A 25,518-nucleotide genomic window follows, 5' to 3' on the forward strand; every position below is an offset into this window, starting at 1 on the left:
GGCGCCGGGCCGAACGAGCCCTGCATGCGTCTGCGACGGCCACGCACCACGCTGTTTCTTATCCCGCGATCCCCGTGCGCACGGCGCCGGCAGGATCGCTTCTTCACAACGACATATCGGCGCACCCGCTGCCGCCTCATATCGGCGGCCGGCGCGCCCGGAGAACAACTAATGACGATGCGCATGCTGATCGACGCGCGCCACCCGGAAGAGACACGGGTCGCGGTCGCCAAGGGTAACCGGATCGAAGAGTTCGATTTCGAGAGTGCCGAACGCAAGCAGCTCAAGGGTAACATCTATCTCGCCAAGGTGACCCGCGTGGAGCCCTCGCTCCAGGCGGCCTTCATCGAGTTCGGCGGCAACCGCCACGGCTTCCTCGCCTTCTCGGAAATCCACCCGGATTACTATCAGATCCCCAAGGAGGATCGCGACGCGCTGCTGCGCGAGGAGCAGGAAGAGGCCGAGGCGCTCGCCGCCGAGGACGACGATCATTTCGACGACGAGCATGACGATCACGATCATGATCACGCCGAAGCGTCCGATCACGACATCGACGTCGAATCGATCGAGCGTCTCGACGACGATGGCGGCCATGACGAGGAGCCGTCGGCCGAGGATCATCCGCACGAGGACGGTGAGGAGGCCGCCAAGCCGCGCCGTTCCAAGTCGGCCGGTCGCGGCGATGGCGATCATGTCGAGGCGCTGCGCAAGCGCCGCCAGAACCTGCGCCGCCGCTACAAGATCCAGGACGTCATCCGCCGCCGCCAGGTGCTGCTGGTGCAGGTCGTCAAGGAGGAGCGCGGCAACAAGGGCGCGGCGCTGACCACCTATCTGTCGCTCGCCGGCCGTTACTGCGTGCTGATGCCCAACACGTCGCACGGCGGCGGAATCTCGCGGAAGATCTCGAACGCCGCCGACCGCAAGCGCCTCAAGACGATCATGGCGGAGATGAACCTGCCGCGCACGATGGGCTGCATCGTCCGCACCGCGGGCCTCCAGCGCACCAAGGTCGAGATCAAGCGCGACTTCGATTATCTCGCGCGCCTGTGGGACGGTATTCGCGAGAATACGCTGAAGTCCGAAGCGCCGGCTCTGATCTACGAGGACAGCAACCTCATCAAGCGCGCCATCCGCGACATCTATTCGCGCGAGATCGACGAGGTGATCGTCGAGGGCGAGGAAGGCTATCGCACCAGCCGCGATTACATGAAGCTGCTGATGCCGAGGCATGCGAAGAAGATCCGGCCCTATGTGGACCCGGTGCCGCTCTTCCAGCGCTTCGGCGTCGAGGATCAACTGACCGCGATGTACCAGCCGGTCGTCCAGCTGAAATCGGGCGGCTATCTGGTCATCAACCCGACCGAGGCGCTCGTCTCGATCGACATCAACTCGGGCCGCTCGACGCGCGAGCACAATATCGAGCAGACCGCGACCGCGACCAACCTCGAGGCGGCGCACGAGATTGCCCGCCAGCTGCGCCTGCGCGACATGGCCGGCCTCGTCGTCATCGACTTCATCGACATGGAGAACGGATCGAACATCCGGAAGGTCGAGAAGGCGATGAAGGAGGCGCTGAAGAACGATCGCGCCCGCATCCAGGTCGGCCGCATCTCGTCCTTCGGCCTGATGGAGATGAGCCGCCAGCGCCTGCGCACCGGCGTGCTCGAAGCCTCCACCCGCATCTGCCCGCATTGCGAGGGCACTGGCTTCGTGCGCACCGCGTCGTCGGCAGGCCTGTCGGCGCTGCGCCTGCTTGAAGAGGCCGCCGCGCGCGGTCGTGGCACCCAGCTGGTGCTGCGCGCGTCGCGCGAGGCGACCATCTATGTGCTCAACCGCAAGCGCGCCGAGATCATGGAGATCGAGGATCGCTACGGCGTCCATATCGAGGTGATGCCCGATCACCACGACGAGGGCGCGCGGATGACCGTGGACATCTCCGGCCCGCCGCCGGCGCAGATGCCCAAGCTCGCCCCGATCCCCGAGCCGGAGCCGGACGACGATATCGTCGACGATTACGAGGACGAGATCGAGGAGGAAGAGGCCGAGGCGGCTGAGGAGCGCGGCCAGCGCGAACCGCGTGGCGGCCGGGACGAGGAGGGCGAGGGCAACGGCCGTCGCCGTCGCCGTCGTCGTCGTCGTGGCGGTCGCCGCGACGATGCGCCCGAGGGTGCCGAGCAGGCCGATGCCGCCGAGGGCGAAGAACCGGCCGACGAGGACAGCGAGGCCGAGCCGGTCGAGGCGTCCGAGGGCGAGCAGGAAGAGGGCGAGGGCAATGGCCGTCGCCGTCGCCGCCGCCGTGGCCGTCGTGGCGGTCGCCGCCGCGAGGGCGAGGAGCAGCTGATCGTCGATGCCGGCGATGTCGGCCCGATGGCGACCGATGTGGCCGAGGTTGCGCCCGAGGTGCTGGCGGAAGCCGAGCCGGTCGAAGCGACGCCGGTGAGCGCGCCTGCAGCCGAGGCGACGGACGCGAAGTCGGCCAAGCCCAAGGCGCGTCGCCGCCCCAAGGCGCGTGCCGCCGAGGACGCGCCGGCCGTCGAGGCCGCGCCCGAGCCGGTCGCCGCTGAGCCGGTCGCGGAGGAGGCTCCGGCCAAGCCCAAGCGCCGCACGCGCAAGAAGGCTGAGCCGGCCGTCGAGGCGCCCGCCGCCGAGGTCGCGCCCGAGCCGGCCGCCGCGGAGGAGGCCCCGGCCAAGCCCAAGGCGCGCCGTACGCGCAAGAAGGCCGAACCGGCCGCCGCCGAACCCGCCGTCGGCACGCCCGCCGAGGAAGAGGCCGCGCCGGCCCCCGCCGAGGAAACGGCCGCCAGCGACGGCAACGGAGAGGCGGAGTCCGACGAGGCGCCTCGCCGCGGTTGGTGGCAGCGCACCTTCGGCGCCTGATCGACCGCCGTCATTGCGAGCAAAGCGAAGCAATCCGGAGCCACCGACGTGGAACTGGATTGCTTCGTCGCTTCGCTCCCCGCAATGACGCCGGAGGTCGGCGCGTCAGCCGGGGTTCAGGCCGGGGAGGCGAGGATTGAGCATGGCCGCTAATGCCATTCGCCTCGCCCCCGCACGCCTCGCCGCGCTTGGTCGCTTCCTCACGCTTCTCTTCCTGACTTTCCTCGTCGCCGGCCGTCCGCTGCTGGCACAGGATGGCGATCCGCAGATCCTGCGCGATACCGAGACCGAGCAGTTCCTCGCCGACATCTCCGCGCCGCTGGCCAAGTCCGCTGGCCTTGCGCCCGGCGCGTTGAAGGTCGTGCTGATCAACGATCCGGAGATCAACGCCTTCGTCGCCGGCGGCCAGACCATCTACATCAACTCCGGCCTGATCCTTGCCGCCGACAATGCCAATGAGGTGGAAGGCGTGATCGCCCACGAGCTCGGTCATATCGAGGCCGGGCATATTCCGCTGCAGGGCGAGGGGCTGCGGCCCGCGAGCCGTATCGCGCTGCTGTCGCTGCTGCTCGGCGTCGCGGCGATCGCGGCGGGCGCAGCCGGACCCGGCATGGCCGCGCTCGGCGCCGGCACCCAGGTCGCGCAGAGCAAGGCGCTGGCTTTCACGCGGGGGCAGGAGGGCAGTGCCGATGCCTCGGCCGTCCGCCATCTCAACGAGGCGCATTATTCGGGCAAGGGCATGGTCAGCTTCTTCGCCAAACTGAAGCAGGAGGAATATCGCCTCACCCCGGCCGACGCGACCATCGATCCCTACGCGCAGACCCACCCCATGACCGACGATCGCGAGGCGGCGCTGACCGCCGACCTCCAGAAATCGCCCTGGTGGAACGCGATGCCGGATCCGGCGCAGCAGGCGCGCTTCCTGCGGGTGAAGGCCAAGCTGGCGGGCTATGTGCAGGATCCCGACGTGACGCTGCGCAAGATGCCGGAGAGCGATCAGACCATTCCCGCCCATTATGCCCGCGCTTATGCGTGGCACCGCGCCGCTTATCCGGACAAGGCCAACCAGGAGGCGGACGCGCTGCTCGCCACCGCGCCGCTCGATCCCTATTTCAACGAGCTGAAAGGCCAGATCCTGCTGGAGAACGGCCATCCCAAGGAGGCGCTGGCGCCGCTGCGCATCGCGGTGGCGCAATCGCACGGCGCGCCGTTGATCTCCGCGCTGTTCGGGCAGGCGCTCATCGCCACCGATGATCCGGCCAATTTCGCGGAGGCCGAGAAGGTGCTGAAGGTCTCGGTCGACAAAGATCGCGAGGACCCGCTCGCCTGGTATGCGCTGGGCGCCGTCTATGCGCAGCGCGGCGACGAGGCGCACGCCGCGCTCGCCAGTGCGGAAAAATATGCGATGGACGGTAACGATCAACTCGCACGAACGAATGCGGAGAAGGCGCTGCTCGGCCTGAAGCAGGGGACGCCCGATTATCTGCGTGCGGAGGACATCGCGGTCACCTCGCGCAACAACATGGACAGCCGGTACGGGAAGAAGCGTTGAGCATTGGGTGGAAGGAAGCGGCGGGCGGCCTTGGGGCCGCAGCGCTGGGTGCGATCGCGACGGTCGCGGTGATGGGCGGCTTCGGCCATACCGGGGGCGGCGCGCCCGATCCCAAGGCGACCGGCGAGATCGTGCATCAATATCTGCTCGATCACCCGGAGGTGATCCCCGAGGCGATGGACCGGCTGCAGGACAAGCAGACCGCGCAGGCGATCGACGCCAACCGCGCGCAGATCGAGGCTCCGTTCGCGGGCGCGATCGCCGGCAATCCCAAGGGCGACGTGACGCTGGTCGAATATTTCGATTATGCCTGCGGCTATTGTCGGCAGAGCGTGGCGGACGTCGACAGGCTGATCGCGACCGACCCGAAGCTGCGCGTCGTCTACAAGGAATTGCCGGTACTCGACGGCGCGATCAGTGACCGTGCCGCGCAGGTGAGCCTCGTCGCCGCCAAGGCTGGCAAGTTCGGGGCCTTCCACCACGCGCTCTATCAGGTTCCGGCCCCGCTCGACGATGCCAAGACGGACGCGGTGGCGGCGAAGATGGGGCTGGATCTGTCGGGGATGTCCAGCGCGGACATCGTCAACGAGATCAACGCCAACCTGACGGCGGGCCGATCGCTGCGCATGTCCGGCACGCCGACCTTCATCATCGGCGATCAACTGCTGGCGGGCGCGGTGGGCTATGATGCCCTCAAGGACGCGATCGCCAAGGCCCGCAAGGCGAAGGGCTGATCCCGCCCTTCAATCGTGAATTTCACATCATCCGTATCGGGGGCGGGCCGGTGTTTCGAACGCCGCCCGCGCCCCCTCGCTTCGGCTTACGGGCTGACCGAATCGTGCCCGTTGTCCTTCGTCGCGACGATGATGCCGCCGGCGGCCACGCCCGCGAGAAGCACCAGCGGCAGGACAGCCGATCCACCCAGCTTCGACTTGCCGGCGGGGTTCGCCGTCCGGACGCCCGACTGCACGCCGGGCTGCAGCGAGACCGTGCCTGCGGAGGGTTGGATCGGCACCGCGGCCATGGCCTGACCGGCGAATGCCACCGCGGCGAGCAGCAGCGTACTGCGAGCAAATTTCATGAGGAGCCTCCCTTGGCCGCCTGATCGCGACCAACGTCTACGCATCGCGCAAAATTTTGTTCCGCCTTCGGAGCCATTTATCGCAATGCGCGTTATAGGGAGGGGCAGGGATTGCCCTGCCATCCAGGGAGGTCTTCTATGAGACTATCGAATTTGGTCGCCGGCGCGGCCGCAATCATGATCATTTCGGGCAGCGCCGGTGCTGCCGTGCGGCCGGCCGTCGGCGTTGCCTCCCTCCAGCCGACGCAGATGGCGGGTAGCCGGATCGGTGCGCCGGCCTCCGGCGCGCGCGCGCATCTGGCGGGCGGCGGCGCCGGGCTGGCGATCGTCGGTGTCGCGGCGGTCGGTATCGGTGTGGCCGTCGCGGATGCGGCGGGCGCATTCAAGGACGATGACCACCATCTCAATCCGGTCAGCCCCTGAACGACAAGGCGACCGAAGCCGTGATGCTTCGGTCGCCGGCTTGTGCGGCGGGCCAGGCCCCGCATTGTGAATAGTTCGTGGGAACGGTGCTGCGCCCTAGAATGGCGGCATGATCCACCGCCACTGGCGCCTGATCGCGCATCCCGAAGGCACGCGGTTCGACGACGCGATCCGTCTGGAAGAGGCGCCGCGCCCCGATCCGCAGGATGGCGAGGTGCTGATCCGCAACCGCTGGCTGTCGCTCGATGCCGGCACGCGCATGTGGATGACGCCGCGCACCGACGGCTATCAGCCGCCGCTGCCGCTGGGCATCGTGGTGCCGGGGCAGGCGATGGGCGAGGTGGTCGCCTCCCGCCATCCCGGTTTCCGCGAAGGCGACTGGGTGCGCGGCTTCGGCCAGTGGGCGGACCATAGCTGCGTGCGGCCCGAGACGAGCGGACTGACAGTGCTCGATCCCCGCATCGATGACATCCGCCAGCATCTCGGCGCGCTCGGCATGAACGGCTGGACGGCCTATGCCGGCGTCGCCGAGGTCGGGCGGGCGCAGGCAGGCGAAACGGTGCTGGTCTCCGCCGCCGCCGGATCGACCGGGCTGCTCGCGCTGCAGATCGCGCGCAATCTCGGCTGCCGCACCGCCGGCATCGCGGGCGGTGCGGAGAAATGCCGCTATCTCACCGGCACGATCGGGGTCGATGTCGCGATCGACCGGCGGGCCGATGACGTGGCCGCGCGACTGGCCGCGCTCGGCGGCGTGAACGTCTATTTCGACAATGTCGGCGGCCCGCTGCTCGATGCCGTGTTACCCCAGATGGCGCATTACGGCCGCATCGCGCTGTGCGGCCTGATCGCCGATTACGAGGAAGCCGGCACCATTGTCCGCCGCTTCGACCAGATCCTGATGCGGCGGCTGCAGGTTACCGGCTTCTTCTCGCCCGATTTCGCGCATCGCGGGTCGGAGCTTACCGCCATCCTGCGCGCATGGCTGGACGAGGGCCGGCTCACCATGCCGTTCGACGAGACGGCAGGCCTGGAGAACACGCTTGCCGCTTATGCCCGGCTGTTCACCGGCGGCAATCTCGGCAAGGTGATCGTGCGCGTCTGATTCTACTCGGCCGGATTGGGCAGCGGCTCGCCGGCAAAGAAGGCGGCGAGATTGGCGAGCAGCATGTCGCGCATCTGGCTGACCGAGCGATCCGTGGCGCCCGCCGTGTGCGGGGTGAGCACGGTGTTGGGCACGTCCGCCCAGCGCTCGGCCGGGGTCGGCTCGGTCGCGAACACGTCGAGCGCGGCGCCGCCGACCCGCCCGTCCTTCAGCGCAGCGATCAGCGAGTCCTCGTCGACGAGCTGGCCGCGCGCGACGTTGACCAGCAGGCCCTGCGGCCCGAGCGCATCGATCACCTCGGCCGAGACCATCCCGACATTGCCGCCATGCGCGCGCGCCGCGACCGCGAGAATGTCGCTCTCCCGCGCCAGCGCGACGAGGCTTTCGGCGCGGGGCCAGCGGGCATCCGGCTTGGGGTTCGGCCCCCACCAGGCGACGCTCATCCGCATCACTTCCGCCCGTGCGGCCAGCGCCACGCCGATGCTGCCGAGGCCGACGATGCCCAGCCGCTTGCCGGCGAGCGAGCGGGTCAGCGGCGTCTCGCGCGCGTGCCAGCCACCGGCGCGCAGCCGCGCATCGCCCGGTACGATGGCGCGGGCATGGCCCAGGATCAGCCCGATCGCGTGATCGGCGACATCCTCGTCATTGACGTTGTGTGCGTGGCTGACGGCGATGCCGCGCGCCTTCGCCCATGCCACGTCGATCCCGTCATAGCCGACGGTGAAGCAGGCGATCAGCCCGAGCCTGGGCATCCGGTCTACCAGTTCCGGCGGAATCGCGAACTCGCCCGCCGCCACCAGCGCCTGCACCTCGCCGATGCGGGCCTCGTCATCGGCTTCCCACAGCTTCAGCACCTTATAGTCCGCCGCCAGGGCCATAGCCAACGGGGCCAGATGGGGCTGGGCGATGAGGATGGAGGGTTTGGCGGACATACGGGTCTCCTGAAAGCTGCACACGCTTACGATCGGGGCGCCTTCGCCTTGCCCCATTCGCGCACCACCGTGTAGCCCAGATAACCTGTGCCGAAGAGTGCGTAGAGCGGCTCGGGGATTGCATCGAGATAGGCGGCGATCGCACGCGTCATCGCGGCGGCCATGACGGGCGCGACGGCCGCGATCCCCGCCATCGGAAAGGCGCCGAGCAGCAGCGCGTACATCACGTAGAGGAAGGCGGGGCGCGCGCGGGAGGTGAACCGATCGGCCGAGGCGTCCTCGATGTCGAGCGGGGAGGGCGAGAAGGCCATTGCTCAGCCCACCCGGTTGGCGAGCCAGCCGTAGAGGAAGGCTTCGTTGGCGGGCCGCGTCTCGGCGAGCGCGAGATAGCGTTCGCCCTGCAGCGCATCGAGCGCCTTCACCAGCACTGTCTCGCCCGCGCTCCCGCGCACCCGCAGGAAGGCCTTGAGCGCGGCGAGCACCGCATCGTCCACCGCGCCCTTCACGGCCACGTCGCGATAATCCGCGCCGTTGCGGTTCAGCGCGTTGAGCGCGCGGCGCAGGAAGCCGGCGGCGGTGCCGGTGCCCATGTTGGCGCCGGTGTCGAACAGCTCGGCCGCGACCTTGGGTGCCAGCGCCGCCACCGCGTCGAGGCGCGGCTTCGTCCAGTAATCGGCGCGGTAGATGGTGGCGGCGGTGTCGCGCGGCAGTTTCGCCATGTCGCCGGCATAGCCGTGCGCCTTCGCGACCGCCTGGGTGATGCCGTAGCGGGTCGGGCCGCCCCTGTCGGCGGTGCGGGCGACATATCCGCCCTCGCGGGCGATCAGCTCATTGATCAGGGTGGCGGGGTCCATGGCTCGGCTCCATCACAGGCGAGCCGAATCATATAACCATAATGGTTCGTGTAGGAAAATGATTTTTGCGTTTTCGGATCTGGAAAAGCGAAAGGCCGCCACGATCCCCTCGTGACGGCCTTTCTCCGGGTAGTGCGTGACGAAATCGGTTACGCCACCTGTGCGGCGCCCGCTTCCTGCGGATCGCGCAGCACATAGCCGCGGCCCCACACGGTCTCGATGTAATTCTCGCCCTCGCAAGCGAGGCTCAGCTTCTTGCGCAGCTTGCAGATGAACACGTCGATGATCTTGAGTTCCGGCTCGTCCATGCCGCCGTAGAGATGGTTCAGGAACATCTCCTTGGTGAGCGTGGTGCCCTTGCGGAGCGAGAGCAGCTCCAGCATCGCATATTCCTTGCCGGTCAGGTGCACGCGGGCGCTGTCGACCTCGACCGTCTTGGCGTCGAGATTGACCTGCAGCTTGCCGGTGCGGATCACGGACTGGCTGTGCCCCTTCGAGCGGCGGACGATCGCGTGGATGCGGGCGACCAGTTCCTCGCGGTGGAAGGGCTTCACGACGTAATCGTCGGCGCCGAAGCCGAGCGCGCGGACCTTGCTGTCCATCTCGGACACGCCGGAGAGGATCAGCACCGGGGTCTGCACCTTGGCGACGCGGAGCTTCTTCAGCACGTCGTAGCCGTGCATGTCCGGCAGGTTCAGGTCCAGGCAGATGATGTCGTAATCGTAGAGCTTGCCCAGATCGAGGCCCTCTTCGCCGAGGTCCGTCGTGTAGGTGTTGAAGCCCTCCGCGCCGAGCATCAGCTCGATGGCCTTGGCGGTCGTGGGATCGTCTTCGATCAGAAGTACGCGCATTGTCCGTCCATCCCCGTCAGCATGGCCAGAGCGCTCCGCCCACAGCCTTCCGTTCACGTTTACGGGTATGAAGGAAAAAGGTTAACGGTCCGTAAAGCCCAAACGAATCGTTTACGCGCCGAGTCGAATCGGCCGTTGCGCAATGGTCGAAATGCGTGGCACGGGGGCCACATGCTGGCCGACCGCATCCTGTTCATCGACGCCGAGGCGATCGTGCTCGACAAGCCGGCGGGATTGCCGGTCGATCGGCCGCGCGATCACGCTGACAGTATCGAGGATGCGCTCGAAACCTTGCGTTTCGGTTTCCAGCGATCACCGCATCCCGTGCATCGGCTGGACCGCGACACGTCGGGCTGCCTGCTGCTGGCGCGCAACCCGAAGGCGCACAAGCGCTTCGCCGCCGCGTTCGAGGCGGGGCAGGCGGAGAAAGTGTATCTCGCCGTGCTGGACGGGGTGCCGGAACAGGCGGGCGGCCGAATCGAACTGGCGCTGTCCAAACATTCCACGCGTGCCGATGGCTGGCGGATGGTCGGCGATGCGAAGAAGGGCAAGCCGTCGGTGACCGACTGGCGCCTGCTCGGTGTCGAGGGCGGTCGCGCGCTGGTCGAGTTCCGGCCGCAGACCGGGCGCACCCACCAGTTGCGGGTCCACGCCGCCGAAGCGCTGGGCCTGCCGATCGTCGGCGATCCGGTTTATGGTCGGGGCGGGGAAGCGATGCTGCTCCATGCCGCGCGCCTCACTTTGCCGCGCGCGCCCAAGCCGGCGATCGAGGCGGAGGCGCCGTTGCCCGAGAGTTTCGCGCGCTGGGCGGGGCACGCCGGTGCCTGAACCTTACGTCCTGCCCGAAGAGGCGCTGGAGGAACGCTTCCTCGCCTCGACCGGGCCGGGCGGGCAGAACGTCAACAAGGTCGCGACCGCCGTGCAGTTGCGCGTCGATGTCTACGCGTTGCGGCTGCCGCCGGCTGTCTTCCAGCGGCTGAAGGCGCTGGCCGGTTCGCGCTGGGTGGAGGGCGGCGCGATCCTCGTCACCGCGCGCGAGTATCGCACCCGCGAGGCGAATCGCGAGGCGGCGAGGGCGCGGATCGTCGCGATGATCGAGCAGGCGCTGGTGAAGCCCGAGCGCCGCATCAAGACCAAGCCGACCAAGGCATCGAAGGAACGTCGCCTCACCGCCAAGTCGACGCGATCGGGCGTCAAGGCGGGGCGCGGCAAGGTGCGGATCGACTGAGCGGACCTCCTTGTGGGTCCTTCCGGGTTTTGCCGCGTTGTGCGGGCGATGGCCGGCGGCGTAGAGACGCGTGCGGCCGTGACATGGAGGACATGATGCGCAGGACGATGATATTCTCGGCGGTGATCGCGGCGGTGACGATGCCTGTAGCGGTTCCGGCCCCCGCTCTCGCGCGCCACGAAACCTATACCGGTCGCGACGGTCGCTATCATTATCGCTGCAAGCGCAGCAGCGGGCGGACCGGCCTGCTCGCCGGCGCCGGCGGCGGCGGCCTGGGCGCGGCGGCGCTGGGCGCCGGCCCGATCGGCATCGCGGCGGGCGTGATCGGCGGCGGCCTGCTCGGCCGTCACCTCGACAAGAAGCACGACGCCGCCCAGAATCGCCGCAACGGCTGCTGAGAGTCGGCTGGTGCGGCTCCTGAATCAAAAAAGAAACCCCGCCGGAGCGTGCTCACGGCGGGGCCAAGGTTCAGGGAGTGCCGGCAGGGGTCGGCCGGCGATGAGCGGTATAGAGCCGCGCGGCTGAACGGCGGATGACCCAAGCGCGTCGTCCCAGAGCATCCTTGCCGCGTTCCGCCCGCCATCCTATCTGCGGCCTCCCACCCGGAGCCGAATAGCCATGTACGATTTCAAGCCACAGGCCGGCGCCGATGCCGCCATCGTCTGGGACGATCTCCTCTCCGCCGTCGATGGCGTGACCAAGGGCGAGCCGGATCCGATCGCCAATATGGCCAATGTCGCGGCGCTGCTGTGGGAGCTGGTGCCCGATCTCAACTGGGCGGGTTTCTACCGCATGGTCGGCGGCGAGCTGGTGCTCGGGCCGTTCCAGGGGCGCGCCGCCTGCATCCGCATCGCGCTCGGCGCGGGCGTGTGCGGCACGGCGGCCGCGACGGGCGAGACCCAGCGTGTCGAGGACGTCCACGCTTTCCCCGGTCACATCGCCTGCGACGCCGCCTCCGCCTCCGAGCTGGTGGTGCCGATCGTGATCGGTGGGCGGATCGAGGGTGTGCTCGATCTCGACAGCCCGACACCCGCGCGTTTCACGGCGGCGGATGCGGCGGGCGCCGAGCGGCTCTGCGCGCTGCTTTCGGAGCGGCTCGCGTCCTGACCCATAACGGGACTCGTTGCCGAGTCTCCGCGCTTCCGGCGCAACCGCCGAGGATGTTAAGACTTTCCCCGATCATGGGTCCGCGCGCCTCTGCTTGGCGCGGCAACTAGGGGACGGGATATGCGGGCATTGGGCATCATGGCGGGAGCGGCGATCCTCGCACTGGCGCCACAAGCGGCCTCGGCGGCGGATGTCGGCGCGACGGCCGGCGTGCCGATGCAGGCGGGCAGCGCGTGGGGCCACGGTGCTCCGATGATGCCGGCGACGGCGCCCGACGGCCCGGCCTACGCCCCCGCGCCGATGACCCGCATGGCGCCGCCGCCGGGCGCGTTCCGCGATGCGCCGCCGCCACGCTGGGCCGGTCGCGGTGACTATCGCCGCCCGACTCCGGGCTGGAAGGTGCCCAGACATTATCGCAACCGCGCCTATGTCGTCGCCGACTGGCGGGGCTGGGGCTTCGCGCCTCCGGGGCCGGGCATGGCCTGGGTGCGCTATTATGACGACGCGGTGCTGGTCGACGACGACGGCCGCGTGGTCGATTCCATCTACGGCGTGAACTGGGATGCCGGCTATCCGCGCCGTGGCTATGTCGGCGGGCCGGGCTATGGCTATGCGCCGCAGCCGGGCTACCCGATGCCGGGCACGCACAGCTATCAGGCGGGGCCGAACACCCGCGTCACCACCACCGTGACGCCGCTCGGCGCGCCGGCGGTCTATCCGATGGCCGGCGCGATCGTCACGGTGACGCCGGGCGTGCAGGTGACGACGACCACCACCACGACCGATTACGTCACGCGCTATCGCAAGGTCGCTGTCAGGAAGACGTGGCGGCCCACCCGCCACCCGCGCTGCGTGCAAAAGATTTGCACGGTCCGGGGGAGCTGAACGCCCCGCCTTCGGAGATCCACTCTTCGACCTGAACCTCGTTGGGGGAGACGAGTCTGAGCAGGTTGAAGCTGTTGGGGGCACGGCGCCGCCGCCATGAGGTGGCGGTGCCGGCTTGCACCACCATCACGCCGAGATCGATCGAGAGGGTCGGTCCCGAAAGATTGACGCCGGGCATGTGATGGTGGCCGGCGAGCACCAGATGCACGCCCGCCGCCCGCACCGCCTTGAGCGCGCTCTTCGCACCGCGCAGCGCGGGTTCGACCTCGCCTTCCTCCTCGCCGGGCAGCGGCACTAGAGGATGGTGGGTGACGAGTATGCGGGCCGCGCTTTCCGGCGCGGCCGCGAAACTCGCGCCGATCGATCGGATCTGGACCTGCGTCAGCCGTCCGTCCTTCACGGTCAGCCCGTGGGCGGAGGCGAGGCCGAGTACCGCGAGTTCCGTATCGCAATACCAGGCGGAGCGGCCCCGCGCGATGAAACGGGTGTAGCGACGCAGCGGCCAGAACAGGCGCTGGAACGGCTTGTGCATGGGCACGTCGTGATTGCCCGGCACGATCAGCAGGCGCAGCCCCTCCGCCTCCAGTCGGTCGAAGAACAACGCGGCCTCGGCGAACTGCTCCTTGCGCGCGCGCTGGGTGAGGTCGCCCGACACGACGACCAGATCGGGCCGGATCGCCGACAGCGCGGCATGAAGGTACGCGACGACGGCCGGCTCGTGCGCGCCGAAATGGAGGTCGGAAATCTGGGCGATGGTCCGCATTGTCCGGAATTACGGACAGGCGCCGCCCAAGTTCCTCCCTGCGCGAAGCGTGGGAGGGGGACCGCTCGCCGCAGGCGAGTGGTGGAGGGGCAAAGCGCCGCGCATACCCCTACGCCACGCTTCGCGTGGTCCCCCTCCCCATCTTTGATGGGCAGGATGTCTAGGATAGCCGGTCCAGCGCCTCGTCGCCGAGCGAGCCGGGAATGATCATCACCGGGCAGGGCATCAGCCCCGCCTCGGCGCCCGCGAAATAGGCGACCAGTGGACCCGGTCCGCCCGATGCCTGCGCGCCCAGCACCAGAGCGGCGGTGTTGGGTCGTTCCTCCAGCAATGCGCGCACCGCCTTCACCGGATCGCCCTGGCGGATCGTGATCTCGGGTTTCACGCCCAGTTCCTCGACGATCTCGCCCGCCGCCTGGTGGAGCAGCGCCTCGGCGCCGAGCCGGGCTTCCTCCTCGAGCGCATCCTGCACGCCACCCCACTGGACGAATTCGGCCGGCTCGACGACGGCGAGCATCTCGACCCGGCCCTGCGTCTTGGCGGCGCGGCGCGCGGCGAAGCGGAGCGCGGTCCGCGCCTCGGCGCTGCCGTCGAGGACGACGAGGTAGGTGCGGGGCAGGATTGCGTCGTCCATCTGTCGTCAGCGTGCGCTATGCATGCGCTTCACGCAAGCGTAAGCCTTGACCGGCGCTGTCTTCGGGCCGAAATGGGCGGGAAACAGGACCTCTACGAGAAAGGCCCGCGCCGACATGCCGATCGAACTGAAGATGCCCGCTCTATCCCCCACCATGGAGGAGGGCACGCTGGCCAAGTGGCTGGTGAAGGAGGGCGACGAGGTGAAGTCGGGCGACATCCTCGCCGAGATCGAGACCGACAAGGCCACCATGGAGTTCGAGGCGGTGGACGAGGGCACGATCGCCCAGATCCTCGTGCCCGAAGGATCGGACGGCGTGAAGGTCGGTGCGCCGATCGCGATCCTGGCGGGCGAGGGCGAGGATGCCTCCGCCGCCAAGGCGGCGCCCAAGGCCGCTGCCACGCCCGAGGCGAAGGCCGCCGAGCCCGCGCCCGCTCCCAAGGCGGAAGCCGCGCCCGCGCCGAAGCCCGAGCCTGAGGTGAAGGCCGCTGCCGCCTCGTCCGGCGATCGCGTGAAGGCCAGCCCGCTCGCGCGCCGTATCGCCGAGCAGAGCGGCGTGGATCTGTCGTCGGTGACAGGCTCCGGCCCGAACGGCCGAATCGTGAAGGCGGATCTCGATGGCGCCAAGGCCGGCGGTGCCGCGCCCGCCGCCAAGGCCGCGGCGCCCGTCGCCGCTGCACCATCGGCTCCCGTTGCCGCTCCGGCGCCCGCGCAGATCCCAGACATTCCGCACGAAGCGGCCAAGCTCTCCAACATGCGCAAGACGATCGCGCGCCGCCTGACCGAGTCGAAGCAGACCGTTCCGCACATCTACCTCACCGTCGACATCCGCCTCGATGCGCTGCTCAAGCTGCGCGGCGAGCTGAACAAGGGGCTGGAGGCGCGCGGCGTGAAGCTGTCGGTCAACGACATGCTGATCAAGGCGCAGGCCGTGGCGCTGATGGAGGTGCCGAGCTGCAACGTGATGCTGGCGGGCGACCAGCTCGTCACCTTCAGCCGCGCCGACATCTCGGTGGCGGTGTCGATCCCGACCGGCCTGATCACGCCGATCATCAAGGGCGCCGACACCAAGAGCATGTCCGCCATCGCCAACGAGATGAAGGATCTCGCCGCCCGCGCCAAGGACGGCAAGCTGAAGCCGGAAGAGTATCAGGGCGGCACCGCCTCGCTCTCCAACATGGGCATGTTCGGCATCAAGCAGTTCGAGGCGGTGATCAATCCGCCGCAGGGCATGATCCTGGCAATCGGCGCCGGCGAGAAGCGGCCCTATGTCGTGAACGACGAACTGACCGTCGCCACCGTGATGTCGGCGACCGGCAGTTTCGACCACCGCGCGATCGACGGTGCCGACGGCGCGAAGTTCATGGCCGCCTTCAAGCGTCTCGTCGAGAACCCGCTGGGTATGCTCGCCTGATGAAGACGCTCGACGATCTTCCGCCCGAACATGCGCCGACCGTCCGCGTCGTCGCGATGCCGGCTGATACCAATCCCTATGGCGACATCTTCGGCGGCTGGCTGCTCTCGATGATGGATTCGGCGGCCGGATCGGTCGCCTCGCGCCACAGCAGCGGGCGCGCCGTCACCATCGCGGTGGACGGCATGGCCTTCCTCCGGCCTGTGTTCGTCGGCGACGAGGTTTCGGTCTATGCGACCCTGATCGCCACTGGCCGCACCTCGATGAAGATCGAGGTCGAGGCGTGGCGCCGCGCGCGGCACGACGAGGCCAGCTACAAGGTGACGCAGGCGACCTTCACCTTCGTCGCGGTGGGCGAGGATCGCCAGCCGCGCCGGGTGCCGCCCCTGCAGACCCCGGATAACGGACAGGAGGCCGCCTGAACCATGGCGCTTACCACTGCGGTCGGTCTTGGAACGATCGCGGCGGTGGCGGTCCCGTGGCTATCGGGACGGACGGGCTTCGATCTCGCCGGTCTGTTGTCTGGCGAATATGTCCGCATCCCGATCGGCGCCGGGATCGAGCTGCACTGGAGCTGGCTGATCTTCTGCGTGGTAACGCTGGCCGCCTGGGCCTTGTTCAAGGCGACCGAGACACGATAGCGGGGCTTCCGCAGCCCCAACTGACGATAATCAGGAAGGATTTCGATGGCTGACACCTACGATCTCGTCGTGCTGGGCTCCGGCCCCGGCGGCTATGTCGCGGCGATCCGCGCCGCGCAGCTCGGCCTCAAGACCGCGATCGTCGAGCGCGAACTGCTCGGCGGCATCTGCCTCAACTGGGGTTGCATCCCGACCAAGGCGCTGCTGCGCTCGTCGGAAATCTATCACTACATGCAGCACGCCAAGGATTACGGCCTCGCTGCGGAGAAGATCAGCGCGGACATCGACGCGGTGGTGAAGCGCTCGCGCGGTGTCGCGAAGCAGCTCAATCAGGGCGTCACGCACCTGATGAAGAAGAACAAGATCACCGTCGTCGAGGGCGTCGGCACGATCACCGGGAAAGGCAAGCTGACCGTCGAGAAGGACGGCAAGAAGACCGAGCTGGCCGCCAAGGACATCATCATCGCCACTGGCGCCCGCGCCCGCGAACTGCCCTTCGCCAAGGCGGACGGCGAGCGGATCTGGACCTACCGCCACGCGATGACGGCCAAGGAGATGCCGACCAAGCTGCTCGTCATCGGCTCCGGTGCGATCGGCGTCGAGTTCGCCAGCTTCTATTCGGACATGGGCGCCGAGGTGACGATCGTCGAGATGCTCGATCGCATCGTGCCGGTGGAGGATGCCGAGGTCTCCGACTTCCTGACCAAAGCGTTGACCAAGCAGGGCATGAAGATCATCACCAAGGCGGGCGTCGAGAAGCTCGATACCTCCAGGACCGGCGTGAAGGCGACGATCAAGCTCGCTGACGGCAAGACCGAGACCAACGACTACAGCCACGTCATCGTCGCGGTCGGCATCGTGCCCAACACCGAGAATATCGGGCTGGAAGCGCTCGGCATCAAAACCACCAAGGGCCATATCGACACGGACGGCGCCTGTCGCACCAACGTGCCGGGCATCTGGGCGATCGGTGACGTCACCGCGCCGCCGTGGCTCGCGCACAAGGCCAGCCACGAGGGCGTGATCGCGGCCGAGGCGATCGCGGGTAAACATCCGCATGCGATGGACGTGCGCAACATTCCGGGCTGCACCTATTCGCGCCCGCAGATCGCGTCTGTCGGTCTTACCGAGGCGAAGGCGAAAGAGGCCGGTTACGAGGTGAAGGTCGGCAAGTTCCCGTTCATCGGTAACGGCAAGGCGATCGCGCTCGGCGAGGCCGAGGGCTTTATCAAGACGGTGTTCGACGCCAAGACGGGTGAACTGCTCGGCGCGCACATGATCGGCGCGGAAGTGACCGAGCTGATCGAAGGCTATACGGTGGCCAAGCAACTCGAGACCACCGAGGCGGAGCTGATCGAGACGGTGTTCCCGCACCCGACGCTCAGCGAGATGATGCATGAAAGCGTGCTCTCGGCATACGGCCGGGCGCTCCATTTCTAAATGAAGGCTTGACCTTCGGGCGTTTTGCTGACTCTCTCAGCGCGGCTGCGGCCGTGTTGCGTTGCCGAACGTCCGCTGTGTGAACGGATAGGAGATTACGAATGAAGAAGGGTATCACGATCGCCGCGGTTGCGGCTCTCGCGCTGGGCGCCGCTGCCTGCCACAAGTCCGACACGACCAACACCGCCAACGTGTCGGCCGAGGACAACATGCTGGTCCCCGCTGACGAGAATGCGTCGATGGGCGACATGAATGCGATGGGCGCCACCGACAACATGGCGATGGACAACAGCGCGACCTCGAACGCGATGTAATCCGAAGGGCCGGCGGCAGACCAACCGCCGGCCCTTTTCCTTTTCTCGGGAAAACAGATGAGCGGGGACTCTCCACACGGCGAGAGCAAGCTCGTCCTGCTGATGGCTCTGGCCGCCAATCTCGGCATCGCCGTCGCCAAGTTCGTCGCCGCCGGGATCACCGGATCCGCCGCGATGCTGACCGAGGGCTTCCACTCGGTCGTCGACAGTCTCAACCAGATATTGCTGCTCTACGGCCAGAAGCGCGCCGCGCGCCCGGCTGACGATCTGCACCCCGCCGGCTATGGTCGCGAGCTCTATTTCTGGAGCTTCGTCGTCGCGATCCTGATCTTCGCGACGGGCGCCGGCCTTTCGATGTACGAGGGCATCACCCACCTGCGCGACCCCGAGCCGCCGCAGGATGCGACGGTCGCCTATATCGTCCTCGCCGTATCGATCCTGTTGGAAGGCGGCAGCTGGTGGACAGCGATGCGCGCCTTCTCCAAATCCAAAGGCGATCAGGGCTGGTGGGAGGCGATCCGCCGCTCCAAGGATCCGCCCGCCTTCATCGTGCTGTTCGAGGATTCGGCCGCCATGGCCGGCCTGATCATCGCCGGCATCGGCATCTGGCTCTCGCACGTCACCAATGACGGCCGCTGGGACGGCATCGCTTCGATCGCGATCGGCGCAGTGCTGGGCGTGGTCGCTATCCTACTGGCGCGGGAGTCCAAGGAGCTGCTGATCGGGGAGCGCGCCGAACCCGCGCTGATCGAGGCGATCCGCGCCGCCATCGCCGGCCGCCCGGAGGTCACGCGGATAGGGCAGGTGGTGACGCTCCATCTCGGTCCGCGATCGGTGTTCGTGGGGTGCGACGTGGATTTCGTCGATGCCGTGCCGGCCGGCGCGGTCGAGCGGATGATCGCCGAGATCGAGGCGGAATTGCGTGCCTCCTGGCCTGAAATCGGGTCGCTTTATATCAAACCGAAAGCTATGGTTAACGCGACCAACTGACCGGAGCCGACATCCTTGCGCAGCGTCCTGATCGCACCGTTGCTTGCCTTTTCGATCGCCGCAGCGCCGCCGGCCCCCAAGTCCGCCTCCGCCAAGCCCGCCCTCGCGGCGCAGAAGCCGATGGCGACGGCGACCGCGACGGTATCGGTGCCGCGCAGCTATGGCGCCCGCCTCGAGGGCTTCGACTATCCCTTCCCGGTCCACGTCTATCGCACGATGTCGCAGGGCCAGCCGGTCGAGATGGCCTATATGGAGCTAGCGCCGGCCAAGGCGAACGGGCGCACGGTCGTACTCCTCCACGGGAAGAATTTCTGCGGCGCGACCTGGGGCGACACCGCACGCGTGCTGGCGGCGACCGGCTATCGCGTGATCGTCCCCGATCAGGTCGGCTTCTGCAAATCCTCCAAGCCCGCCGGCTACCAGTATAGCCTTTACGGCATGGCGGCGATGACCGCCGATCTGCTGCGCTCGCGCGGCATCACCAAGGTGACCCTGGTCGGCCACTCGATGGGTGGGATGGTGGCGGAACGTCTGGCGATCGCACATCCGCAGCTGATCGATCAGATGATCCTGGTCGATCCGCTGGGTCTTGCCGATCGGCTTGCGCAGGGCGTGCCGTATATCGGTGTCGACAAGGCGATGGAGCTGGAGAGCCGCAAGACGCCGGCATCCATGAAGGCCTATCAGCTCAACGCTTATTATCACGGCGCCTGGCGTCGCGATTACGATCGTTGGGTGGAGATGATCGCGGGCATGTATGCCGGCCCCGGCCGCGCTGCCGTGATGGACGCGCAGGCGCGCACCACCGAGATGATCGAGACTCAGCCGGTCGCCTATGAATTCGGCCGGATCGCGGTACCGACGATCCTGATGGTCGGTACGCTCGATCACAACGTCTTCGGGCGCAGCTGGGCGCCGGCCGAGATCGTCAACCAGCTCCCCGATGCCGCGACGCTGGGTGACAAGGCGGCGGCACGGATGAAGGACGCCCGCTTCGTTCCGCTGCAGGGGCTGGGCCATGTGCCGCAGATCGAGGATCCGGCGCGCTTCCAGATTGCGCTGATCCAGGCGCTGAGCGGGGCGCTGTAGGAGGTTCGGCGCCGACCACATCCGTTCGCACTGAGTGCAGTCGAAGTGCAGCCACTGCTGGTCATGGCCTTCGACTGCGCTCAGGCCGAACGGTGGATGGCGGTTCGCGTTCGGCGGTCTTCCCACCCCGGTTGACCGCCTCTGAGTCGCCCGCTATAGCGCGCGCCGGTCCGGGCCTTGGGGCTCGTGACTGCTTGAACATTGCCGATGCTCTGAACGAGGCTCGGGAGGGTTGTACGACCCCCAGAGCCTTTGTGCATTTCAGCGATTTCCGGGCACGGCAAAGTAACCATTGAAAGGTGAAGGCTTCAATGCCGACGATCAACCAGCTGGTCCGCAAGGGCCGCGATCCGCAGAAGGCCAAGTCGAAGGTCCCTGCGATGGAGCAGAACCCGCAGAAGCGCGGCGTCTGCACCCGCGTCTATACCACGACCCCGAAGAAGCCGAACTCGGCTCTCCGCAAGGTGGCCAAGGTCCGTCTGACCAACAGCCGCGAGGTCATCTCCTACATTCCGGGCGAAGGCCACAACCTGCAGGAGCACTCCGTCGTGCTCATCCGCGGCGGCCGTGTTCGCGATCTTCCCGGCGTTCGCTATCACGTCCTGCGCGGCGTGCTCGATACGCAGGGTGTGAAGGACCGCAAGCAGTCCCGTTCCAAGTACGGCGCCAAGCGTCCGAAGTAAGCCGGTCACCCAATCGCGTGTGACCAACCAGGCTGAAGTGAGAAGGAAACAACAATGTCCCGTCGTCGTCGCCCAGAGAAGCGCGAGATCCTGCCGGACCCGAAGTTCGGTGATATCGTCCTCTCGAAGTTCATGAATTCCGTGATGCTGGACGGCAAGAAGGCCGTCGCCGAAGGCATCCTCTACTCCGCGCTCGACACGATCGAGGCGCGCGCCAAGCGCGATCCGATCGGCGTGTTCCACGATGCGCTGAACAACGTGAAGCCGGGCATCGAGGTCCGTTCGCGCCGCGTCGGCGGTGCGACCTACCAGGTTCCGGTCGAGGTGCGCCCCGAGCGCGCCCAGGCTCTGGCGATCCGCTGGCTGATCTCGGCCGCGCGCGGCCGTTCGGAGCACACCATGGATGCGCGCCTGTCGGCCGAGCTGATGGACGCCGCCAACAATCGCGGCAACGCGGTGAAGAAGCGCGAGGACACGCACCGCATGGCGGAAGCGAACCGCGCCTTCTCGCACTACCGCTGGTAACATCGCTGAGACTCGAAAGAGTCACAGTTCATACCCATATCGTCGGGGCGAGGCCTTTCGGGGCCTTCCCCGACATCGGAGTTTAAGATCATGGCCCGCAGCCATCCGCTCAATCGTTATCGCAACATCGGCATCATGGCGCACATCGACGCCGGCAAGACGACGACGACCGAGCGCATCCTCTATTACACCGGCAAGTCCTACAAGATCGGCGAGGTCCACGAGGGCACCGCGACGATGGACTGGATGGAGCAGGAGCAGGAGCGAGGGATCACGATCACGTCGGCCGCGACCACCTGCAAGTGGCGCGCCGAGGAAGGCAAGGGTGAGGAGCACCTCATCAACATCATCGACACGCCCGGCCACGTCGACTTCACCATCGAGGTCGAGCGTTCGCTGCGCGTGCTCGACGGCGCGGTGGCGTGCTTCGACGGCGTCGCCGGCGTGGAGCCGCAGTCCGAGACCGTGTGGCGCCAGGCCGACAAGTACGGCGTGCCGCGCATGTGCTTCGTCAACAAGCTCGACCGCACCGGCGCGAACTTCGACTTCTGCGTCGACTCGATCATCGAGCGCCTCGGCGCGACCCCGGCCGTGCTGTATCTGCCGATCGGCATCGAGGGCGGCTTCAAGGGCCTCGTCGATCTCGTCGAGAACCGCGCGATCATCTGGCTCGAGGAGTCGCTGGGCGCGAAGTTCGAATATCAGCCGATCCCCGACGATCTCGCCGACAAGGCTGCCAAGGCCCGCGAGAAGCTGATCGAACTCGCCGTCGAGCAGGACGACGAGGCGATGGAGGCGTATCTGGAGGGCAACGAGCCCGACACCGCGACGCTCAAGAAGCTGATCCGCAAGGGCACGCTCAACATGGCGTTCGTGCCGGTCGTCTGCGGCTCCGCGTTCAAGAACAAGGGCGTGCAGCCGCTGCTCGACGCGGTGGTCGACTATCTGCCGAGCCCGCTCGACGTGCCCGCCATCAAGGGCATCCTGCCGGACGGCTCGGAAGCCGATCGTCCGTCGGACGACGCGGCGCCCTTCTCGGCGCTGGCGTTCAAGATCATGAACGATCCGTTCGTCGGCACGCTCACCTTCGCGCGCATCTACTCGGGCAAGCTCGAGGCGGCGTCGCAGGTCCTGAACTCCGTCAAGGAGAAGAAGGAAAAGGTCGGCCGTATGCTGCTGATGCACGCGAACAGCCGTGAGGACATCCAGGAGGCCTTCGCGGGCGACATCGTCGCTCTCGCCGGCCTGAAGGACACGACGACCGGCGATACGCTCTGCGCGCAGTCGGCGCCGATCATCCTCGAGCGGATGGAATTCCCGGAGCCGGTGATTGAGCTCTCGGTCGAGCCGAAGACCAAGGCCGACCAGGAGAAGATGGGCGTGGCGCTCAACCGCCTCGCCCGCGAGGATCCGTCGTTCCGCGTGACCTCCGACCATGAGTCGGGCCAGACGATCATCAAGGGGATGGGCGAGCTCCACCTCGAGATCATCGTCGACCGCATGCGCCGCGAGTTCAAGGTCGAGGCCAATGTCGGCGCGCCGCAGGTGGCCTATCGCGAATATCTCGCGAAGAAGGTCGACGTGGACTACACCCACAAGAAGCAGTCGGGCGGCTCGGGCCAGTTCGGCCGCGTGAAGGTGACGGTGATCCCCGGCGAGCGTGGTTCGGGCTACCAGTTCTTCGACGAGGTGAAGGGCGGCAATATTCCCAAGGAATATATCCCGTCGGTCGAGAAGGGCTTCCGTGAGACCGCCGAGACCGGCGCGCTGATCGGCTTCCCGATCGTGGACTTCGAGGTCCACCTGACGGACGGCGCCTACCACGACGTCGACTCGTCGGCGCTGGCGTTCGAAATCTGCGCCCGCGGCGCGATGCGCGAAGTGGCCGAGAAGTCGGGCATCAAGATCCTCGAGCCGATCATGAAGGTCGAGGTCGTGACGCCGGAGGATTATCTCGGCGACGTCATCGGCGACATGAACAGCCGCCGTGGCCAGATCCAGGGCACCGACAGCCGCGGCAACGCGCAGGTGGTCGAGGCGATGGTCCCGCTGGCCAACATGTTCGGCTACGTGAACCAGCTCCGCTCGTTCACCCAGGGCCGCGCCCAGTACAGCATGCAGTTCTCGCACTATGACGAAGTCCCGCAGAATGTCGCGGACGAGGTCAAGGCGAAGCTAGCCTAACGTAAAAACATTCGTTATGGGGCGCCGCTTCCGGGCGGCGAATCCCGCAGGACAGATTCGAAAGAAGGTAGGACAAGATGGCGAAAGCTAAGTTTGAGCGGAACAAGCCGCACTGCAACATCGGCACCATTGGCCACGTCGACCATGGCAAGACGTCGCTGACGGCCGCCATCACCAAGGTGCTCGCCGAGACCGGCGGCGCGACCTTCGTCGACTATGCCAACATCGACAAGGCTCCCGAGGAGCGCGAGCGCGGCATCACCATCTCGACCGCGCACGTCGAGTATGAGACCGCCGACCGTCACTATGCGCACGTCGATTGCCCGGGCCACGCCGATTATGTGAAGAACATGATCACCGGCGCCGCGCAGATGGACGGCGCGATCCTCGTCGTGTCGGCCACCGACGGCCCGATGCCGCAGACCCGCGAGCACATCCTGCTCGCCCGCCAGGTCGGCGTGCCGCAGCTCGTCGTGTTCATGAACAAGGTCGACCTCGTGGACGATCCCGAGATCCTCGAACTCGTCGAGCTGGAGATCCGCGAGCTGCTCTCGAAGTACGACTTCGACGGCGACAACATCCCGGTCGTCAAGGGTTCGGCCGTGAAGGCGCTCGACGGTTCGGACAACGAGATCGGCAAGAACGCCGTTCTCGAGCTGATGACCGCCGTGGATACCTGGATCCCGCAGCCGGAGCGTCCGCTCGACAAGACCTTCCTGATGCCGATCGAGGACGTGTTCTCGATCTCGGGCCGCGGCACCGTGGTGACCGGCCGCGTCGAGACCGGCATCGTCAAGGTCGGCGAGGAAGTCGAGATCGTCGGCATCAACGACACCCGCAAGACCACCGTCACGGGCGTCGAGATGTTCCGCAAGCTGCTCGATCAGGGTCAGGCCGGCGACAACATCGGTGCGCTGCTCCGCGGCGTGGGCCGTGAGGACGTCGAGCGCGGCCAGGTTCTGGCCAAGCCGGGTTCGATCACCCCGCACACCGAGTTCAAGGCCGAGGTGTACGTCCTGTCGAAGGACGAGGGTGGCCGTCACACGCCGTTCTTCGCCAACTATCGTCCGCAGTTCTACTTCCGCACCACGGACGTGACCGGCACCGTCGAGCTGCCTGAGGGCACCGAGATGGTCATGCCCGGCGACAACGTCTCGATCGGCGTGAAGCTGATCGCGCCGATCGCGATGGACCAGGGCCTGCGCTTCGCCATCCGTGAAGGCGGTCGTACCGTCGGCGCCGGCGTCGTCGGCACCATCACGAAGTAATCACGCTTCCGGCCGCCCGGTCCCCCACAAGGGACCGGGCGGCTTCTCTTTGCCCCGCGTAGCGCCGGAAACGGCATGGGGTTGGCTCTTTCACACGGCAGGACATCATGGACACGCAGAACATCCGCATTCGCCTTAAAGGCTTCGATCACCGAGTGCTCGACCAGGCCACTGGCGAAATCGCCGACACCGCCCGCCGCACCGGCGCGCTCATCCGCGGTCCGATCCCGCTGCCTACCCACGTCGACAAGTTCACCGTCAACCGTGGCCCCCACATCGACAAGAAGTCGCGCGAGCAGTTCGAGGTGCGCACCTACAAGCGCCTGCTCGACATCGTGCAGCCCACCCCGCAGACGGTCGACGCGCTGATGAAGCTCGATCTCGCGGCCGGTGTCGCGGTCGAGATCAAGCTGGCCTGATCACGCATGCCGTTCCCCGCCAAATGAGTGGGGAACAGGTGTTGCGGTCCGGGGCAAAGCCCCGTATAGGGCCGGCCTCGCACAGGACGAATCGTCCGAATGCGAGATTCGTTTCCCGGTCGTGAAGGCCGGTCGAGACGGGAAAGCTAAGGGATACCGAACGGCGTATCTCCCCGGTTCTCCGGGTTGCCGTTGTCCTGGTCCCCGCCTTTCTTGGGTGGCGAGAGCCATTCACGAAAACCGAGCCCGGGGCGGGGGCATG

At 67.2% G+C, this 25,518-nt stretch carries 29 protein-coding genes; 22 read left to right on the forward strand and 7 right to left on the reverse strand.

Going from position 1 to position 25,518, the window contains the following annotated elements:
* Nucleotides 1–171 precede the first annotated feature (171 nt).
* The 3 genes from QGN17_RS18910 (at nucleotide 172) to QGN17_RS18920 (ending at nucleotide 5,163) form a co-directional block, all read left to right on the forward strand.
* Nucleotides 172–2,877: an Rne/Rng family ribonuclease gene (locus QGN17_RS18910; protein ID WP_281046160.1), complete on the forward strand. Its 2,706-nt coding sequence runs from the start codon at nucleotides 172–174 to the stop codon at nucleotides 2,875–2,877.
* Between the two features lie 142 nt (nucleotides 2,878–3,019).
* Nucleotides 3,020–4,429, forward strand: coding sequence for a M48 family metalloprotease (locus QGN17_RS18915; protein ID WP_281046161.1), 1,410 nt, complete (start codon nucleotides 3,020–3,022; stop codon nucleotides 4,427–4,429).
* Nucleotides 4,426–5,163, forward strand: a complete 738-nt coding sequence (locus tag QGN17_RS18920; RefSeq protein ID WP_281046162.1) for a DsbA family protein — start codon at nucleotides 4,426–4,428, stop codon at nucleotides 5,161–5,163. Before QGN17_RS18915 ends, QGN17_RS18920 begins: the two co-directional genes overlap by 4 nt.
* Before the next feature lie 86 nt (nucleotides 5,164–5,249).
* Here the strand turns inward: QGN17_RS18920 and QGN17_RS18925 are convergent, their stop codons facing one another.
* Nucleotides 5,250–5,510 carry a hypothetical protein gene (locus QGN17_RS18925; RefSeq protein ID WP_281046163.1) on the reverse strand — a complete coding sequence of 87 codons (261 nt, stop codon included), beginning with the start codon at nucleotides 5,508–5,510 and terminating at the stop codon, nucleotides 5,250–5,252.
* A 138-nt stretch (nucleotides 5,511–5,648) separates the two neighbouring features.
* On the opposite strand from QGN17_RS18925, the gene QGN17_RS18930 reads away from it, so the two are divergent.
* Nucleotides 5,649–5,933 (forward strand): hypothetical protein, encoded by a 285-nt coding sequence (locus QGN17_RS18930; RefSeq protein WP_281046164.1) that lies wholly within the window; start codon nucleotides 5,649–5,651, stop codon nucleotides 5,931–5,933.
* Between the two features lie 109 nt (nucleotides 5,934–6,042).
* Nucleotides 6,043–7,035 carry an NADP-dependent oxidoreductase gene (locus QGN17_RS18935; RefSeq protein ID WP_281046165.1) on the forward strand — a complete coding sequence of 331 codons (993 nt, stop codon included), beginning with the start codon at nucleotides 6,043–6,045 and terminating at the stop codon, nucleotides 7,033–7,035.
* A 2-nt stretch (nucleotides 7,036–7,037) separates the two neighbouring features.
* On the opposite strand, the gene QGN17_RS18940 is transcribed toward QGN17_RS18935, so the two are convergent.
* The 4 genes from QGN17_RS18940 to ctrA form a co-directional block, all read right to left on the reverse strand.
* Nucleotides 7,038–7,967 (reverse strand): 2-hydroxyacid dehydrogenase, encoded by a 930-nt coding sequence (locus QGN17_RS18940; RefSeq protein ID WP_281046166.1) that lies wholly within the window; start codon nucleotides 7,965–7,967, stop codon nucleotides 7,038–7,040.
* Between the two features lie 26 nt (nucleotides 7,968–7,993).
* Nucleotides 7,994–8,278, reverse strand: coding sequence for a 3TM-type holin (locus tag QGN17_RS18945; RefSeq protein ID WP_281046167.1), 285 nt, complete (start codon nucleotides 8,276–8,278; stop codon nucleotides 7,994–7,996).
* Nucleotides 8,279–8,281: 3 nt separating this feature from the next.
* Nucleotides 8,282–8,821 (reverse strand): glycoside hydrolase family 108 protein, encoded by a 540-nt coding sequence (locus QGN17_RS18950; RefSeq protein WP_281046168.1) that lies wholly within the window; start codon nucleotides 8,819–8,821, stop codon nucleotides 8,282–8,284.
* A gap of 149 nt (nucleotides 8,822–8,970) precedes the next feature.
* Nucleotides 8,971–9,672 (reverse strand): response regulator transcription factor CtrA, encoded by a 702-nt coding sequence (ctrA, locus tag QGN17_RS18955; protein WP_281046169.1) that lies wholly within the window; start codon nucleotides 9,670–9,672, stop codon nucleotides 8,971–8,973.
* Nucleotides 9,673–9,843: 171 nt separating this feature from the next.
* On the opposite strand from ctrA, the gene QGN17_RS18960 reads away from it, so the two are divergent.
* The 5 genes from QGN17_RS18960 (at nucleotide 9,844) to QGN17_RS18980 (ending at nucleotide 12,892) form a co-directional block, all read left to right on the forward strand.
* On the forward strand, nucleotides 9,844–10,500 hold the full coding sequence (locus QGN17_RS18960) for an RluA family pseudouridine synthase (protein WP_281046170.1): 657 nt from the start codon (nucleotides 9,844–9,846) through the stop codon (nucleotides 10,498–10,500).
* The gene (arfB, locus tag QGN17_RS18965) at nucleotides 10,493–10,900 is read left to right on the forward strand and encodes an alternative ribosome rescue aminoacyl-tRNA hydrolase ArfB (RefSeq protein ID WP_281046171.1); all 408 of its coding nucleotides are present in this window, start codon (nucleotides 10,493–10,495) and stop codon (nucleotides 10,898–10,900) included. Before QGN17_RS18960 ends, arfB begins: the two co-directional genes overlap by 8 nt.
* Nucleotides 10,901–10,995: 95 nt before the next feature.
* Nucleotides 10,996–11,298: a hypothetical protein gene (locus QGN17_RS18970; RefSeq protein ID WP_281046172.1), complete on the forward strand. Its 303-nt coding sequence runs from the start codon at nucleotides 10,996–10,998 to the stop codon at nucleotides 11,296–11,298.
* A gap of 220 nt (nucleotides 11,299–11,518) precedes the next feature.
* Nucleotides 11,519–12,007, forward strand: a complete 489-nt coding sequence (locus tag QGN17_RS18975; protein ID WP_281046173.1) for a GAF domain-containing protein — start codon at nucleotides 11,519–11,521, stop codon at nucleotides 12,005–12,007.
* 120 nt (nucleotides 12,008–12,127) lie between these two features.
* On the forward strand, nucleotides 12,128–12,892 hold the full coding sequence (locus QGN17_RS18980; RefSeq protein WP_281046174.1) for an RcnB family protein: 765 nt from the start codon (nucleotides 12,128–12,130) through the stop codon (nucleotides 12,890–12,892).
* Here the strand turns inward: QGN17_RS18980 and QGN17_RS18985 are convergent.
* Both QGN17_RS18985 and QGN17_RS18990 read right to left on the reverse strand, forming a co-directional pair.
* A complete protein-coding gene (locus QGN17_RS18985; RefSeq protein WP_281046175.1) occupies nucleotides 12,822–13,655 on the reverse strand; it encodes a metallophosphoesterase family protein in 834 nt (277 codons plus the stop codon). The genes QGN17_RS18980 and QGN17_RS18985 overlap by 71 nt on opposite strands.
* A gap of 160 nt (nucleotides 13,656–13,815) precedes the next feature.
* Nucleotides 13,816–14,289 carry a universal stress protein gene (locus QGN17_RS18990; RefSeq protein WP_281046176.1) on the reverse strand — a complete coding sequence of 158 codons (474 nt, stop codon included), beginning with the start codon at nucleotides 14,287–14,289 and terminating at the stop codon, nucleotides 13,816–13,818.
* Between the two features lie 115 nt (nucleotides 14,290–14,404).
* Here QGN17_RS18990 and QGN17_RS18995 point away from each other — a divergent pair, with 115 nt between their 5' ends.
* The 12 genes from QGN17_RS18995 (at nucleotide 14,405) to rpsJ (ending at nucleotide 25,256) form a co-directional block, all read left to right on the forward strand.
* Entirely contained in the window at nucleotides 14,405–15,703 is a 1,299-nt protein-coding gene (locus QGN17_RS18995) for a pyruvate dehydrogenase complex dihydrolipoamide acetyltransferase (RefSeq protein WP_281046177.1), read from the forward strand.
* Nucleotides 15,703–16,125, forward strand: coding sequence for an acyl-CoA thioesterase (locus QGN17_RS19000; RefSeq protein WP_281046178.1), 423 nt, complete (start codon nucleotides 15,703–15,705; stop codon nucleotides 16,123–16,125). The genes QGN17_RS18995 and QGN17_RS19000 overlap by 1 nt, the downstream gene beginning before the upstream one ends.
* 3 nt (nucleotides 16,126–16,128) lie before the next feature.
* Entirely contained in the window at nucleotides 16,129–16,344 is a 216-nt protein-coding gene (locus tag QGN17_RS19005; RefSeq protein ID WP_281046179.1) for a hypothetical protein, read from the forward strand.
* 45 nt (nucleotides 16,345–16,389) lie between these two features.
* Complete coding sequence (lpdA, locus tag QGN17_RS19010; protein WP_281046180.1) at nucleotides 16,390–17,784, forward strand: dihydrolipoyl dehydrogenase; 1,395 nt, start codon at nucleotides 16,390–16,392, stop codon at nucleotides 17,782–17,784.
* 101 nt (nucleotides 17,785–17,885) lie between these two features.
* Nucleotides 17,886–18,098: a hypothetical protein gene (locus QGN17_RS19015; RefSeq protein ID WP_281046181.1), complete on the forward strand. Its 213-nt coding sequence runs from the start codon at nucleotides 17,886–17,888 to the stop codon at nucleotides 18,096–18,098.
* Between the two features lie 57 nt (nucleotides 18,099–18,155).
* Complete coding sequence (locus QGN17_RS19020; protein WP_281046182.1) at nucleotides 18,156–19,088, forward strand: cation diffusion facilitator family transporter; 933 nt, start codon at nucleotides 18,156–18,158, stop codon at nucleotides 19,086–19,088.
* 15 nt (nucleotides 19,089–19,103) lie between these two features.
* Nucleotides 19,104–20,177: an alpha/beta fold hydrolase gene (locus tag QGN17_RS19025; protein WP_281046183.1), complete on the forward strand. Its 1,074-nt coding sequence runs from the start codon at nucleotides 19,104–19,106 to the stop codon at nucleotides 20,175–20,177.
* Between the two features lie 311 nt (nucleotides 20,178–20,488).
* Nucleotides 20,489–20,860: a 30S ribosomal protein S12 gene (gene rpsL / locus QGN17_RS19030; protein WP_022687071.1), complete on the forward strand. Its 372-nt coding sequence runs from the start codon at nucleotides 20,489–20,491 to the stop codon at nucleotides 20,858–20,860.
* 54 nt (nucleotides 20,861–20,914) lie between these two features.
* On the forward strand, nucleotides 20,915–21,385 hold the full coding sequence (gene rpsG, locus QGN17_RS19035) for a 30S ribosomal protein S7 (protein WP_281046184.1): 471 nt from the start codon (nucleotides 20,915–20,917) through the stop codon (nucleotides 21,383–21,385).
* Between the two features lie 90 nt (nucleotides 21,386–21,475).
* A complete protein-coding gene (gene fusA / locus QGN17_RS19040; RefSeq protein WP_281046185.1) occupies nucleotides 21,476–23,569 on the forward strand; it encodes an elongation factor G in 2,094 nt (697 codons plus the stop codon).
* A gap of 77 nt (nucleotides 23,570–23,646) precedes the next feature.
* Nucleotides 23,647–24,837 (forward strand): elongation factor Tu, encoded by a 1,191-nt coding sequence (gene tuf / locus QGN17_RS19045; RefSeq protein WP_281046186.1) that lies wholly within the window; start codon nucleotides 23,647–23,649, stop codon nucleotides 24,835–24,837.
* A gap of 107 nt (nucleotides 24,838–24,944) precedes the next feature.
* A complete protein-coding gene (rpsJ, locus tag QGN17_RS19050; RefSeq protein WP_022691831.1) occupies nucleotides 24,945–25,256 on the forward strand; it encodes a 30S ribosomal protein S10 in 312 nt (103 codons plus the stop codon).
* Nucleotides 25,257–25,518: the final 262 nt, after the last annotated feature.

This window comes from Sphingomonas oryzagri (assembly GCF_029906645.1).
GTDB classification, from domain to species: Bacteria; Pseudomonadota; Alphaproteobacteria; order Sphingomonadales; family Sphingomonadaceae; genus Solisphingomonas; species Solisphingomonas oryzagri.